General features: G+C 71.4%; 14 protein-coding genes. 3 read left to right on the top strand and 11 right to left on the bottom strand.

From position 1 onward, the window contains the following. Position 1 precedes the first annotated feature (1 nt). Positions 2-286, bottom strand: a complete 285-nt coding sequence (locus AB0O48_RS26890; protein ID WP_357242137.1) for an antibiotic biosynthesis monooxygenase — start codon at positions 284-286, stop codon at positions 2-4. 155 nt (positions 287-441) lie between these two features. Here AB0O48_RS26890 and AB0O48_RS26885 point away from each other — a divergent pair, with 155 nt between their 5' ends. Continuing rightward, entirely contained in the window at positions 442-1803 is a 1362-nt protein-coding gene (locus AB0O48_RS26885; protein ID WP_365069047.1) for a serine hydrolase, read from the top strand. 7 nt (positions 1804-1810) lie between these two features. Here AB0O48_RS26885 and AB0O48_RS26880 read toward each other — a convergent pair whose 3' ends face one another. The 9 genes from AB0O48_RS26880 to AB0O48_RS26840 all read right to left on the bottom strand — a co-directional run bounded on the left by AB0O48_RS26880 (position 1811) and on the right by AB0O48_RS26840 (position 10814). Continuing rightward, the gene (locus tag AB0O48_RS26880; RefSeq protein WP_365069045.1) at positions 1811-2584 is read right to left on the bottom strand and encodes a hypothetical protein; all 774 of its coding nucleotides are present in this window, start codon (positions 2582-2584) and stop codon (positions 1811-1813) included. 72 nt (positions 2585-2656) lie between these two features. Next, complete coding sequence (locus tag AB0O48_RS26875) at positions 2657-3415, bottom strand: MerR family transcriptional regulator (protein ID WP_357242129.1); 759 nt, start codon at positions 3413-3415, stop codon at positions 2657-2659. A gap of 50 nt (positions 3416-3465) precedes the next feature. Beyond that, on the bottom strand, positions 3466-5721 hold the full coding sequence (locus AB0O48_RS26870) for an EAL domain-containing protein (protein WP_357242126.1): 2256 nt from the start codon (positions 5719-5721) through the stop codon (positions 3466-3468). Between the two features lie 247 nt (positions 5722-5968). Then, a complete protein-coding gene (locus AB0O48_RS26865; protein ID WP_357376429.1) occupies positions 5969-6145 on the bottom strand; it encodes a hypothetical protein in 177 nt (58 codons plus the stop codon). Between the two features lie 6 nt (positions 6146-6151). Further along, positions 6152-6385, bottom strand: coding sequence for a zinc-ribbon domain-containing protein (locus AB0O48_RS26860; protein WP_357242120.1), 234 nt, complete (start codon positions 6383-6385; stop codon positions 6152-6154). A gap of 170 nt (positions 6386-6555) precedes the next feature. After that, positions 6556-7425 (bottom strand): SRPBCC family protein, encoded by an 870-nt coding sequence (locus tag AB0O48_RS26855; protein WP_365069041.1) that lies wholly within the window; start codon positions 7423-7425, stop codon positions 6556-6558. Next, positions 7418-7975 (bottom strand): helix-turn-helix domain-containing protein, encoded by a 558-nt coding sequence (locus tag AB0O48_RS26850; protein WP_030490876.1) that lies wholly within the window; start codon positions 7973-7975, stop codon positions 7418-7420. Before AB0O48_RS26850 ends, AB0O48_RS26855 begins: the two co-directional genes overlap by 8 nt. Positions 7976-8076: 101 nt before the next feature. Continuing rightward, on the bottom strand, positions 8077-9420 hold the full coding sequence (locus AB0O48_RS26845) for a class I SAM-dependent methyltransferase (RefSeq protein ID WP_357242114.1): 1344 nt from the start codon (positions 9418-9420) through the stop codon (positions 8077-8079). Continuing rightward, positions 9417-10814 (bottom strand): FAD-binding oxidoreductase, encoded by a 1398-nt coding sequence (locus tag AB0O48_RS26840; RefSeq protein ID WP_357242111.1) that lies wholly within the window; start codon positions 10812-10814, stop codon positions 9417-9419. Before AB0O48_RS26840 ends, AB0O48_RS26845 begins: the two co-directional genes overlap by 4 nt. Before the next feature lie 93 nt (positions 10815-10907). Here AB0O48_RS26840 and AB0O48_RS26835 point away from each other — a divergent pair, with 93 nt between their 5' ends. Next, on the top strand, positions 10908-11378 hold the full coding sequence (locus tag AB0O48_RS26835) for a YbaK/EbsC family protein (RefSeq protein ID WP_357242109.1): 471 nt from the start codon (positions 10908-10910) through the stop codon (positions 11376-11378). Positions 11379-11451: 73 nt separating this feature from the next. After that, entirely contained in the window at positions 11452-12132 is a 681-nt protein-coding gene (locus tag AB0O48_RS26830) for an RICIN domain-containing protein (protein WP_357242106.1), read from the top strand. Positions 12133-12151: 19 nt separating this feature from the next. Here the strand turns inward: AB0O48_RS26830 and AB0O48_RS26825 are convergent, their stop codons facing one another. Next, the gene (locus AB0O48_RS26825) at positions 12152-13456 is read right to left on the bottom strand and encodes an MFS transporter (protein ID WP_365069037.1); all 1305 of its coding nucleotides are present in this window, start codon (positions 13454-13456) and stop codon (positions 12152-12154) included. Between the last annotated feature and the right edge of the window lie 33 nt (positions 13457-13489).

Below are 13489 nucleotides of genomic sequence, written 5' to 3'. Positions count from 1 at the left end.
GTCAGGGTGCCTCGACGCCGGAGATCAGGTAGCGCTGCACATCGGCGTCGAGGATCTCCGCTTCCTGCGTGTCACTCGGCCCCGAGCCACGGAATGCGGCCAACTGCTCCGCGGACTCCCAGCGTTCGTAGACGTGGATCCGTCCCGGCTCCAACGGGTCGGCCGCAAGCAGGAAGTCGAGGCAGCCGGCGCTGGCGCGCGCCTGCGCGATGACCTTTTCGCAGTCGGACAGGTACGCCTCGCGTGCGGAGGGTTCAACCCGCAGGCTGCCTGCGATGATCAACATGGGGACCTCCGGGGGTCGGTGCCTCTGATGAGGTTGATGCCGGTGAGTCATCTTTATACCTGTGAGTCATCACGCTCATGGGGACATCGCCGCCCGGACGGGTGACGCCGACCTCGCTTGTCGCACCGCTCCGCAGCGCTTCATATCGTACAAACGTGAGAAAAAGCGACAACAGGTCCTCATCTTCACCGCCGCCAGCCCCTGTCCGCGTACCTCGGAAGGGGCTGGCGGCGGCGGTCGCGCTCGCCGTGCTGGCCGCGACCGGGCCGGCCACCGCGGACGGCCCCGGACCCGGCGCGGACCCGGCGCGGCCGGCCGAGCCGGGGCACGCGGTCGAGCCGGGCGGCGGGCAGGGCCACGAGCCCGGTGTCGAGCCGACGCCGGAGCGGGCGCCGACAAGCGAGGTGTCCTGGCTGTCGTTTCCCGGTGGGGTGTTCGCGGTGGACTCGCTCGGGCACACCGTGCGCTACCGGGCCTGTGACGGTGACACCGGACGGGTCGCCGACCCGGGCATGCTCGTCGCCGCCGGGGTGGCCAGCGGCGCGGTCGTCGTCGGGGGCACGGCCTACCGCTACCGGGTGCCGTTGACCGGCCGCAGCGAGGGCACGCTCGAGGTGATCCCCCAGCACCGCCCGCCGGTCGAGCTGACCGGCGTGGTGGTCACCAGCCCGCAGCCGCCCACCGACCCGGTCGCGGGAGCCCGGCTGTTCCCGCTCAGCGGACAGCTCGCCCGGGTGGTCGCCGACGCGAGTCTCAACCCGGCCGGAGTCACCGTCCGCGACCTGTCCGGCCGGTACGGCGACCAGCAGATCGCCGTCAACGGCGCGCTGCGCCCCAAGGCCGCCAGCGTGATCAAACTGTGGATCCTCGTCGAGCTGCTTCGCCGGGTCGACTGTGGACAGGTTTCACTCGACGACGGCGTACTGGTCACCCCGCAGGACGTGGTCGGTGGCACCGGTCAGCTCCAGTTCGAGACGTTCCCGCAGGTGGTCACCCTGCATCGGCTCGCCCAGTATCTGATCAAGTACAGCGACAACGTCGCCGCGAACGTGCTGATCACCTACCTCGGCGGGTTCGCCCCGGTCAACGCGCTGATCGACTCGATGAACCAACGATCGACCATCTTGGCCCGCCGGATGCTCGACAGCGCGGCGGCGCAACGCGGCGAGGAGAACTACACGAGCCCCGACGACGTGGTGTCCCTGCTCGGGGCGGTCTGGGACGGCGAGATCCTCACCTCCGCCTCCCGTGACCTCATGGTCGGGTTCATGCGGGAGCAGACCCTGAACACCAAGATCCCGGCGGCGCTGCCACCCGGGGTGCCGGTGGCCCACAAGACCGGTGACCTGCCGGACGCCTCCCATGACGTCGGCTACTACCTGATCCCCGGCACCGAGACCGCCGTCGCGTTCCTCACCGCCGGCCCGATGGCCAGCGGCGACGAGACGGTCCGCCGGATGGCCCGCACCGTCTACGACTTCCTGGTCACCCCCAGCGCCGGCGCGGTCGAGGAGTGACCGACGGTCAGGCGCCCGGGATGTTCGCCGGCGGATTCTCGCCGACCAGGTCGGCCGCCGGCGGATCCGCCGACACCGACAACCCGAAGTCCGAGTACGTCAGTTCGAGCTGGGCGGTCTCCGACTGCTCCCTGGCCAACTCGATGCGGTAGCGAACCAACCGGCCCTGGTCGTCGACGGCCGCCGTGAACGGCACCGCCCCGGCCCGGTCGCCGAGCCTTCCGCCGACCCCGGTGCCGAGCACCGCGCTGCTCTCCCGCAGGTCCAGCGTGCCGGCGTACTCCCGTACCCCGGTCTGCCGGACGGCCGCCGCCGTGCTGAGCGTGCCGGCGAGCTTGGTGTTGTCCAAGCCCTGTTGGGCGGGCGGCGAACCCGGCGACCCGACGTGCCACCAGGTCTTGCCGTCCCACACCGGGACGCGGCGGTCCGGGGCGCTGATCCGCACGTAGACGTCCGGCCCGGTGGTGAGCCGTTCGATCTTCACCTCACCGGTGGGCACCTTGAGCGAGGTGGTCTCCAGGCCACGCTTCGTCGTCGGGTCCCAGAGCACCACCGTGCCGTCGCCGCCCGCTGTCCCGCCGGTGCCCAACGTCAGCTTGTAGGTCCGCTCGTCGACCTTCGCGGCGGCGGCCGTCAGCACACCCACCGGGTCGGTCGGTGCCGCTGACGCCGGCGCGCGACCCGCGTCGGGTTCGTCGCCGGTGGCCACGAGTGCCCACACCCCAGCGGCGACCGCCACCGCGAGGATGGCACCGGCGGCGATCAGCTTCGGCTTCTGCACGGTCGTCTCCCCGGGGGCGGTGGCGGTCCGGCCAGAGTAGCCGGACCGCACCCCGCCGCCGTCCCGGGCCGATCAGGCGCGGCTGATCGCGTTGGCGTGGATGGCCTCGTTCAGGTACACGGCCAACCCCGGCGCGATCTTCTCGTAGTACGCGGTGAACCGCTCGTCGGCCAGGTACATGTCGGCCAACGCGGTCTGCATCTCGTACGAACACTCGTAGAACCAGCGGTTGATGAGCTGCCGGTGCTCCTCGGCCAGGTCCATCGCCTCCGGGCTGTCCGCCGGCGCGCCCGAGGCCATCAGCGCGACGATCCGCCGCCCCCAGTCCTCGTTCTCCGTCTTGTTCCGCAGCCAGTCTTCCTTGGTGTAGCGGGAGACCCGCCGGTTCGACTCCCGGTACGCGTCGGTGTCACCCCAACGCTGCTTCACCTCGGCCTCGTACTGCTCCGGGTCGGCGTCACCGAAGACCTCGAACCGCTCCTCCGGGGTGAGTTGGATGTTCATGTTGCTCGCCTCCATCGCGAACTCGATCGCCTCGACCATCGCCTGCAACCGCTTCAGCCGGCCCGTCAGCAGCTCGTGCTGGCGGCGCAGGTGCGCGGCCGGGTCGGCCGCCGGGTCGTCGATGATCGCGGTGATCTCCTCAAGCGGGAAACCCAGCTCCCGGTAGTACAGGACGAGTTGCAGCCGTTCCAGGTCCGCGTCGTCGTAGCGGCGGTAACCCGCCGGGGTCCGCCCGCTGGGCGAGAGCAGGCCGATCTCGTCGTAGTGGTGCAGAGTCCGCACCGTCACGCGAGCGACCTTCGCCACCTGACCCACCGTGTACGCCATGGTTCCCCTCCCTTCCGGAAACCAGGCTCCCGCCTGCCGCTACGTCAGGGTCAAGCCCGATTCTGGCCCACCATGGCGGGCGCGTCCGGCCGCCCGTACAGATAGCCCTGACCGCGCGGGCAGCCGATCGCGGCGACCGCCTCGTGCTGACGCTCGGTCTCCACCCCCTCGGCGACGACCGTCAGGTCGAACGCGCCGGCCAACCGGGTCACCATCTCCACGGTGGCGTACGCGCGGTCGTCCGACCCCAGCCGGGTCACGAACGATCTGTCGATCTTCAACTCGGTCGCCGGGATGCGGTGCAGATAGCTCAGCGACGAGTAACCCGTACCAAAGTCGTCGATGGCGATCTTGATGCCCAGCTCCCGGAGCTGGTGCAGTCGCTCCAACACCGCCTCGGTGCCCTCGATCAGCGCCGACTCGGTCAACTCCAGGGTCAACGCCCGCGGCGCCAGCCCCGCGGCGCTGGTGGCAGCGGTGACCGTGGCGATCAGGTCCGGACGGCGCAGGTGCGCCGCGGCGATGTTCACCGCCACCGTCGCGTCCGGCGCCCGGTCCCGCCAGGTCGCCGCCGCCCGGCACGCCTCGTGGATCACCCACCTGTCGATCGGCAGGATCAGCCCGGTCTCCTCGGCCAGCGGCAGGAACCTCGACGGCGGCAGCATCCCCAACCGGGGGTGCCGCCACCGCACCAGCGCCTCGGCGCTGCGCACCGCGCCGGTGGCCAGGTCGACGATGGGTTGGAACTCCAGACACAGCTGATCCTCGTCGACCGCGCGGCGCAGATCGGCGATCAGCTCGGCCCGCGACACGGCCGACTCACGCAGCGCCGAGGTGCACGTCCGGTACGCGGACTTCCCCGCCGCCTTGGCCGCGTACATGGCGATGTCGGCGTCGCGCAGCAGGTCGGTGTGCGAGGCGTGCTGCGGGCCGAGTTCGGCGATGCCGATGCTCGCCGACGGGTGCACGCCGACGTCATCCTCACCGTCGGAGGGTCGCAGCGCGTCCAGCAGCCGCTCGGCGAGCCGCTCGGGTGAGACCTGCCGGTCGCCGTCGACAAGCACCGCGAACTCGTCCCCGCCGAGCCGGGCGATGATGCCGTCGTCGGCCACGACAGCCCGCATCCGGGCCGCCAGTCCGGTCAGCAGGGTGTCGCCGGTGGCATGCCCGAAACGGTCGTTGACCTGCTTGAACCCGTCCAGGTCGAGCAGCAGCACGGCCGCGGGCCGGCCGTCGCGCAGGGCCAGCCGCAGCCTCCGGTTGAACAGCAACCGGTTGGGCAGCCCGGTGAGCTGGTCCCCGTACGCGAGACGGCGCAGCCGGACCACCAGCCGCAGGTTCTCGTTGGCGGCCAACCCCTGCCGCACGGCGAGGGCCGCGAGCAGGACCATCATGGTCACGAAGATCAGGTGCGGGGTCTGCCCGGTGGGTCGGCGGGCCAGCACCACCGCGACGATCGCCCCACCCACCGGCAGGTACGGCAACGCCACCCGCCACCAGGGCGGCAGCGGTGACTCGGCGGTGTCGTCGGTGCCGTCGCAGTCCGGCGGCGGAGGGTTGCGGGAGGCCAGGCCGATCAGCAGGTAGCTCACCGGCCAGCACAGGTCGATCGGGTGACCGGCGGCGTAGTCGGCACGCGCGACGAGCGAGACGTAGACGACGTCGGCGACGACCCGCAGCGTGAGGCTCGCCGCGAGCAGACTCATCGGCCGCCACATCGGCCGGGCCGGCCCGGCCACCGCGACCAGGATGGTGAGCTGCATCAGGTCGAACATCGGGTAGAGCAGGCCCAGCGTGCGCGCCGGGTCGGCCAACTCGGCGGCGGCGACCCCCCGAAACACCAGCACCCAGGCGATCGGCACCAGGGCCAGGGCGACGATCACCCCGTCCAGCAACGTGCGGGCCCGCCCCACCGCGGTCCGTGGCGCGGACGGTGAGCTGAGCAGCGCGGCCGTACCGGTGAGGATGCCGGCGGTGAAGACCACGCCGACCACCGGTGTGTGCGGCAGGTCGCCGCCGACGAGACGTTGCGCAGTCCAGATGGCCCGGCCCAGCGCGGCGAGCGCCATGGTGACGGCGAGCAGCATCCAGAATCTGCGCAGCGGGGCCGGATGTCGACGGGCCACACCGACACACGCGACCGTCGCCCAACCGGCCACCAGCAGCGCGCCGATGTCACTGACCAGCGCGGCTCCGGGCAACGCGGCGACCAGCCAGCATGCCTCCACCAGAATGACCGCGGCCGCGGCGACAGCACCAGCGGGGCTGAGCCGCCCCACAGCCTGGTTTCCGTCCTGTCGGGACACGGTCGCTCCGGCTCTTCGATCGTGCGTGCACCCTCGGAAGACCGGTCCACGGCAAACCCCGAAAGCCTAACCAGCCCCCAGGTACGCCGCCAGGGCCGACCGTGCCCGCCGGGTCGGCCGGAACGACTGTCCAACCTCGACAGGCACCCCTGGTGGATGCCGCTGTAGACCTGCCCCGAATGGGGGCGGGGGTGCCCCGCGCCACAGTGCCCACATTCCGACTCTCCATGCATGCCCGCGTACCCGGTCACCGCCCGGCGGAGCGGTTCCAGGGAGAGCGGGGAAGCGCGGTGCCGGCCAGTGGGCGGCGGGCGCGGCGACGTCTGCGGCGGCCGGGGGTGCAGGGCGGGCGGGCCACGGTGTGCACCGCCACGTCCACAGGTGGCGTCGGTCGGCCGATCAGCCAGCAGAGGAAACGTTCCATCGACGATCAGCCGACCGGGAGGCGCTCGGCCTCGGACCTGGAGATCTCGTACTCCGCACCGCAGAACGTGCACTGCTGCGCGTATCGGGTACGGATCGGAATGAGGGGAATGAAGAACAGGGTGAATTTCGTCGAACGACGGGTGATCACCTGTGCGGCCTGGTTGCCGCAGTGCCGGCAGACCTGCTGCACGACACCGGACCTGGCGACCTTGGTACGCAGACCAAAGATGAAGAACATCGCCCGCCAGTACCCACTCAGCCGCGAAAAGTCACCAGGTTCCGCCGACGGATCCCCCGGACCCACCCCGCACCTACAAGATCGCGCTCGATCCAGGATGTAGTGGCCTCCAGGGCGAACGAGACCACTGCATCCGTGATCGAGCGCGATCAAGGGGCATGGCGCGACGGTCAGCTGGCCGGTGCGGGCTCCAGGCCGGGGACCTCCTCGGCGAGCCAGATCGGCTGCCAGTTCGGCACCTCGTGGAAGCGGCGCAGCTCGAACAGCCCGGCAACCGACCCACTCCAGGCCCCGTACGGGGGGTTGGCCTCGTCGAAGCCGCTCTGCACGAACGTCAGCGTGGTGCGGCCACCGGACTCGGCCAGCTCCCAGCTCGTCACACCGGTCGGCCCCCAGTCGATGGACATCCGTCGGCCGGGCTCCAGGTCGATGACCTTGGCCGCGTAACCGGTCTCGAAGCCGCCCATGGCGTACCGGCCGCCGACCCAGGGCTCGATGCCGATCGGGTAGCCGAACCAGGCGCTGGCCTGCTCGGAGTCGGTGAGCGACTCCCACACCTTGTCGGCGGGGGCGGCGATGACCAGCTCGCCCCGCAGTTCGGCGGAGGTGAAGTCGGTGCGGGGCAGCAGTGGCTTGCCCTCCACGTGCGCGGCCAGGTTGGCGATGGACAGCGCCCAGTACGTCTGGAGCACGCCCCGGATGCTGGAGCCGCTCATCGCCTCGGCGAAGTCGAAGTGGCTCTGGGTCAGCGTCAGCACGGTGCTGTCGGTGCCCTCGGCGGTGAGCTGAAGCTCGGTGGTGGTCTCCACCCCGTCGAGCAGCCAGCCGAAGCGCAGCGTGTCGTCGTCGGCGTGCAGCAGCCGCTGGTGCGGGGCGTCGCCCTCGGGCGTGTAGCGGCCCCAGAACTCGTACCGCTGGGGCAGCTCGACCTCGGCGTGCTCGGCCAGCCAGAGACGCAGCTCGGCCGGGTCGGTCAGGGCCGCGCGGACGCGCCCGACCGGTGCGGAGAGACGGGCCTGGACCTTCAACGGGTCACTCATTGTCGTTGCCTTTCGGATAGCAGGCGACGGCCAGCTTGAAGGCATCGCCCTCGCTGCCGCCGTAGCGGGTGAACAGGTCTTGGAGTGCGGTTTGCAGGTCGTGCAGGAACTGCTGGCGCTGCTCGGCGGGCACCCGGATCTCGCCGGAGACCCCGATCGAGGGCAGCTCGGGCGCCGCCCGGTCCAGACCGGCGATGTCGGCCTGGACCTCCTCCATCAGGTCGAGCAGGTAGCCCAGGCTCAGCTCGTCCCGGGCGCGGCGGAGGCCGATCCGGCCGACGAGCCGGGGGGACAGCCAGTACGACCGGGCGGCCGCCTGGTAGATCCCCTCGGTGATGCCGCGGACCTTGCGTTCGTTGACCAACTCGACGAGGCCAGCCGCGACGAGCTGCTTGACGTGGTAGTAGACGCGCTGTGGCGTCTGGTCGAGTCGGGCCGCGACCTCGGTGCAGGTGCGCGGTTCGGCGAGTTGCCGCAGCACCTCAACGCGCTGCGGCTTGAGCAGGACTTCGGCCTGCTCGATCTGCTCCAGGTACAGGACGTCTCTCATGGCAAAATCAGTTTGTACGTACAAAACTTGTTTGTCAATCGGTTCGCGAGAAGCCGCGCCGACTTTTTCCGACGCGGCTTCAGGCAGCAGTCAGCAGGTGATCAGGGCAACCAGTCCGGTCGCAACGGGTAGCCGTTCACACCGTCCGGGCCGTTGTGCGTGGCCAGCACCTGGTGCAACTGGATGCCGTTGCGCTCGAACGCCATCCGCGACCCGGCCATGTAGAGCCCCCACACCCTGGCGGTGCCCGCACCCACCTCGGAGACGCAGAAGTCCCAGTGCTCCACCAGGTTGCGGCACCAGGCGGCAAGCGTCAGCGCGTAGTGCTGGCGCAGATTCTCCTCGTGGTGCACCTCGAACCCGGCGTCGTGCACCTCGCTGATCAACCGACCCGGGCCGGCCAACTCGCCGTCCGGGAAGACGTACCTGTCGATGAACGCGCCCGAGCGGTGCGGCGCCCGGTTGTCCGCGCGGGTGATGCAGTGGTTGAGCAGACGCCCACCCTGTCGCAGCCGGCTGCGCAGCGCGCCGAAGTAGGCCGGGTAGTTACGCACCCCGATGTGCTCGGTCAGCCCGATCGAGGAGATGGCGTCGAACTGCTCGGCCGGCGCGTCCCGGTAGTCCAGGTATCGCACCTCCGCCAGCTCACTCAACCCCTCCCGCTCGATCGCGGCCTGCGCCCACTGCGCCTGCGCCTTCGACAGGGTCACCCCGAGCGCCTTCACGCCGTACTCGCGGGCGGCGTGGCGCACCATGCCGCCCCAGCCGCAGCCCACATCCAGCAGCCGCATCCCCTTCTGCAACGCCAGCTTGCCGGCGACCAGGTCGTACTTCGCCGCCTGGGCCTGCTCCAGCGTGTCGCCCGGAGACCGGTAGACCGCACAGGTGTACGTCATCGACGGGCCGAGCACCTTCTCGTAGAAGGCGTTGGAGACGTCGTAGTGGTGCGAGATCGCCGTGCTGTCGCGTACCCGCGAGTGCCGCAGCCCGTTCACCACCCGCTTCCACCGCGGCTGCGCCTCCTGCGGTGGAGCCGGCGGTGGCAGCAGCCGCTCCCAGCCCAACCCTCGGACCAGCGCCAGCCCCTCGGCGAGCGACGGCGGGCGCAACCGCAGCTCGTCCTTGAGCACCCGCAACGCCTCGTACGGGTCACCCGGGTGCACCCCCTGCAACGCCAGGTCACCACTGACGTAGGCCCGGGCCATGCCCAGGTCACCGGGCGCGGTGAGCAGGTAGGACAAGCCCCGCTCGGATTGGATCGCCAGGGTGATGCCCGCGTCGGACGGTCCGACTGAACTGCCGTCGTACCCGGTGATCCGCACCGGCAACGGCCCCGTGGTGACCGCGCGGATGACATCCGCCACGGTCGGACCCGTGTGCCGGCCCCCCGCCGGCGGGGTGGCGGGGACGCTCGCCGCCCCTTGATCTCTGTCGGTCAGGCTCATGCTCGTGCTACCGCCTTTTCGTACAGTCCCGTCAGCCGGTGGTCCGGGTCGTAGCGGTCTTTCACCGCCCGCCACGTGTCGCCGCCGTACAGGCGATCGAAGGCGTCCCGGTCGTAGTACGCGTCGGAGTAGAGCGACTTGTGGCCGCCCGACTCCGACACCCTGCGTTCGATCGTGCGGTTGACGTCGCCGTCGGCGGCGCCCGGCGCGATCGGCACGCTCCCCCAGAACCCAATGTTGACGTAGTCCTGCCCTGGCCGGAGTGGATACAGCGGCCACGAGCGCGCCGAACCCGCACCCGCCGGCTCCCGCAACCGCAACGGACACAGCCACACCGGGTTCATCCCCACCGCGCCGGCGAACCAGCGCAGGAAGTCGGCCGTACGGTCCAGCGGGATCTCCACGTCCTGCACGACCCGCTCCCGGGCCGGCTGCCCGCGCAGCCGGTCGATCCGGGCCGCCACCTGGTGGCGGTGCTCGAGACGGACCAGCCGGTGGTAGAAGTCGCTGCGCCGGTAACGCGCCGGCCAGAGCCTGCGCACGACCGGGTGCTGCGCGCCGAACGCCGACGAGCACCAGAACCAGTCGGTGTCCCAGCGCCACAGATAGTCGTACGCGGTGAGCACGTCCCGGGTGCGCCGGCGCAGTGACCGGTAGTAGATCGCCTGACCGGTGTAGTCGCTGGGCGGGTCGCCGGCGTCGGTGAACGTGGCGAACACCAGGTACGCCTCGCCGGGGCTGAACATCACCCCGTCCATCGCGTCGACCGGCTGCCCGGCCCACGACCGGGTCGCGGTCACCTCCGCGATCGCGTCGGTGAGCGCCTCCAGGTCGGTGAACCGCACGTTGCGCAACGCCACGTACCGGCCGACCGGTTGCAGCTCGATGCGCAGCCGGGTCGCGTAACCGAGGCTGCCCAGCGAGTTGGGGAACGCGGCGAACAGGTCGGCGTGCTCCCCGTCGGGTCGGGCGGTGACGATCTCGCCGGAGCCGGTGAGCACGTCCAACTCCCGGACCGACTCGTGCGGCAGACCGTTGCGGAACGAGGTGGACTCGATCCCGAGGCCGGTCACCGCGCCGCCCAGCGTGATGGTGCGCAACTGCGGCACCACCAGCGGCATCAGCCCGTGCGGCAGCGTCGCGTCGACCAGGTCCTCGTACGTGCACATGCCCTGTACGTCGGCGGTGCGCCCGGTCGGGTCGACCGACAACACGCCGTTCAGGCCGCTCACGTCGAGCCCCGGAGTCCGGGGTGCGGACCGCGGGCGGAACAGGTTGGAGGTGCGTTTGGCCAGCCGGACAGGCTCGCCCGTGGGCACCGCGGCGTACGACCGCCGCAGCGTGTCCACCGCTTGATCATGGTCAATGGGGTGATCCACACGCTCAGCGCGCATGTGATCACCTTACGCTCGCCGTTTGGAAACGGTGGGATGTCGGCGCTGGCAGTTTCCCGTCCGGTGGCGGGCCGGGCGGTTACCGTGGCGGGCATGCCATCGCCCGCGATCACCGCCCTGGACGCCGCCGGACTGACATATCGGCTGGTCAGCCACGGTGCGGTCGGCAGCCTCGCGGAGGCCGCCGCGGCCCGGGGCGTGGCCGTCCCCGACGTCGTCAAGACGATCGTGGTCCGCCGGAGTGCGGACGATCACCTGTTCGTGCTCACCCCCGGCGACCGGGTCATCTCCTGGCCGAAGCTGCGCGCCCTGCTCGGGGTGCACCGACTCTCCATGCCGGACGCCGCCGGCGCCCTGGCCGCGACCGGCTACGAGCGCGGGACCATCACCCCGTTCGGCGCGAGCACGGCCTGGCCGGTGATCGCCGACGAGCGACTGCGCGGCCGCGAGATCAGTCTGGGCGCCGGCGAGCGTGGCCTCGCCATCGCGATCGACGCCGACGCCGCGATCACGGCCCTCGACGCCACCGTCGCCGACGTCACCGACCCGCAACCCACCCGCTGAGCGCCGGCCATCCGGATCGCCAGCCGACCCACCGACTGGCAGTCGCCGACGGCGGTGGGTGAGGATGGCGGCTATGCCCGCGCCCGAGGAACGCCCCGACAACACCGGCACCGTCTACGGCGGTAGCCGACGAGCAGCACGGTCCGGCCCGCTGGCAGATCCGCTGCTGCGGGTGGCGCTGGCGGTCGGGCTGGTCGGCGCACTCCTCGGGGTGGTCTTCGCCACCGGGCTGCTCGACGGTGACGACGAGCCGACCGTGCCGGCGCCGGTCGGCGCGCCGACCACCGACGCGCAGCCCACCGACGCGGCGGCCGAGCCGAACTCGAGCACAGCCGCCGATCCGCTGACCGGGTCCCGGGTCTTCAAGGCCGCCTCGGGCCTGTGCCTGGGCCTCTACGGCGAAGGCACGCAGGCGAAGGCGCACCTGGCTGCCTGCACCGGCGACCCGGAGCAGGATTGGGTGATGACCCCGGTCGGTCCGGAGGCGTTCACGGTGGCCAACGCCGCGTCCGGGCAGTGTCTCGACGTCGAGGGTGGCAGCAAGGACGACGGCACGCCGCTGATGCAGTTTCCCTGCCACGGTGGGGCCAACCAGCAGTGGCGGCTGCCCCCCATCGGCGGCGGCCCGGTGCTGCTGGTCGCCGTGCACAGCGGCAAGTGCGCCCAGGCCGACGACGGGGGCACCCAGGCCGGCGACGACATCCGGCAGCGGCCCTGCGACGACGGGCCACCCCAGCAGTGGACCCTGGGCTGACCGGCCGGCCCACGGCAGCTCAGCCCCGGAAACTCCACGCCTTCGGTGCGGTCGCGGCGGCCAGCACGGCCGCCGGCACCGGCCGGCCCGGCCTGCGGCGCAGCAGCAACGACAGCCCGGCGGCGCCGATCGACAGGGCACCCGCCACGTACCAGGCCATCGCGTAGTCACCGAGTTGGTCCCGCACCAACCCCGCACCGGTCGCGGCGACCGCCGCGCCGAACTGGTGGGCGGCGAACACCCAGCCGAACACCACCGCACCGGCGCCGCCGAAGTACTCCCGGCACAGCGCCACGGTCGGCGGCACGGTCGCCACCCAGTCCAGGCCGTAGAAGATGATGAACACCAGCATGCTCGGTTCGGCGGTGCCGGCGAACAGGCTCGGCAGGATCAGCAGGGACGCCCCGCGCAGCGCGTAGTACATGCCGAGCAGCAACCGGCTGTCCACCCGGTCGGTGAGCCAGCCGGAGGCGATGGTGCCGACGATGTCGAAGAGCCCGACCAGGGCGAGCAGCCCGGCCGCGGTGGTCTGGGGCATGCCGTGGTCGTGCGCGGCGGGCACGAAGTGCGTACCGACGAGGCCGTTGGTGGTCGCGCCGCAGATCGCGAACCCGCCGGCCAGCAGCCAGAACGGGCGGGTCCGGGCCGCCGTCGCGAGCGCGCCCAGCGCCCGGGACGCCGCGCCGCCGGTCACCGGCGGCGCCGCGACGACCTCGGTCGCCCCGTAGGCGGGCAGCCCGAGATCCGCCGGGTGCTCACGCAGCAACCACACCACCAGGGGTACGACCGCCAGCGCGGCTCCGGCCACGACGAGAGCGGCGGTACGCCAGCCGTGGTCGCGGACCAGGATGGCGATCAGTGGCAGGAACACCAACTGTCCGGCCGCCCCACCGGCGGCCAGCACTCCGGTGACGAGACCTCGTCGGTGCACGAACCAGCGCCCGGTGATGGTGGCCACGAACGCCAGCGCCATCGACCCGGTGCCCAGCCCGACCAGCACACCCCAGCAGAGCAGCAACTGCCAGCTGGCGCTCATGAAGACCGTCAACCCACTGCCCGCGGCGACCAGCAGCAGGGCCACCGAGACCACCCGGCGGATGCCGAAGCGGTCCATCAGGGCGGCGGCGAACGGCGCGGTGAGCCCGTAGAGCAGCAGGTTCACCGACACGGCGGCGGAGATGGTGGCCAGTGGCCAGCCGAACTCCTCGTGCAGCGGGTGCAGCAGCACCGACGGGGTGGCGCGGAAGCCGGCCGCGCCGACCAGCGCCACGAAGGCGACGGCGGCGACCAGCCAGGCGGGATGCAGACGGCGGTTCTTGGTCACGCGACCAGTCTGGGCGGGGCCGTGCACCGCGAC

The sequence above is a fragment of the Micromonospora sp. NPDC085948 genome, from assembly GCF_040686315.1.
GTDB lineage: Bacteria > Actinomycetota > Actinomycetes > Mycobacteriales > Micromonosporaceae > Micromonospora.
This window is presented reverse-complemented; position numbering and strand designations above follow the sequence as displayed.

What these genes read in the sequence shown, in the direction of transcription:
- AB0O48_RS26845 (WP_357242114.1), bottom strand. Translation starts at nt 9,420, where the DNA reads ATGAGCCTGACCGACAGAGATCAAGGGGCGGCGAGCGTCCCCGCCACC.
- AB0O48_RS26855 (WP_365069041.1), bottom strand. Translation starts at nt 7,425, where the DNA reads ATGAGTGACCCGTTGAAGGTCCAGGCCCGTCTCTCCGCACCGGTCGGG.
- AB0O48_RS26830 (WP_357242106.1), top strand. Translation starts at nt 11,452, where the DNA reads ATGCCCGCGCCCGAGGAACGCCCCGACAACACCGGCACCGTCTACGGC.
- AB0O48_RS26865 (WP_357376429.1), bottom strand. Translation starts at nt 6,145, where the DNA reads ATGGAACGTTTCCTCTGCTGGCTGATCGGCCGACCGACGCCACCTGTG.
- AB0O48_RS26835 (WP_357242109.1), top strand. Translation starts at nt 10,908, where the DNA reads ATGCCATCGCCCGCGATCACCGCCCTGGACGCCGCCGGACTGACATAT.
- AB0O48_RS26840 (WP_357242111.1), bottom strand. Translation starts at nt 10,814, where the DNA reads ATGCGCGCTGAGCGTGTGGATCACCCCATTGACCATGATCAAGCGGTG.
- AB0O48_RS26875 (WP_357242129.1), bottom strand. Translation starts at nt 3,415, where the DNA reads ATGGCGTACACGGTGGGTCAGGTGGCGAAGGTCGCTCGCGTGACGGTG.
- AB0O48_RS26860 (WP_357242120.1), bottom strand. Translation starts at nt 6,385, where the DNA reads ATGTTCTTCATCTTTGGTCTGCGTACCAAGGTCGCCAGGTCCGGTGTC.
- AB0O48_RS26850 (WP_030490876.1), bottom strand. Translation starts at nt 7,975, where the DNA reads ATGAGAGACGTCCTGTACCTGGAGCAGATCGAGCAGGCCGAAGTCCTG.
- AB0O48_RS26890 (WP_357242137.1), bottom strand. Translation starts at nt 286, where the DNA reads ATGTTGATCATCGCAGGCAGCCTGCGGGTTGAACCCTCCGCACGCGAG.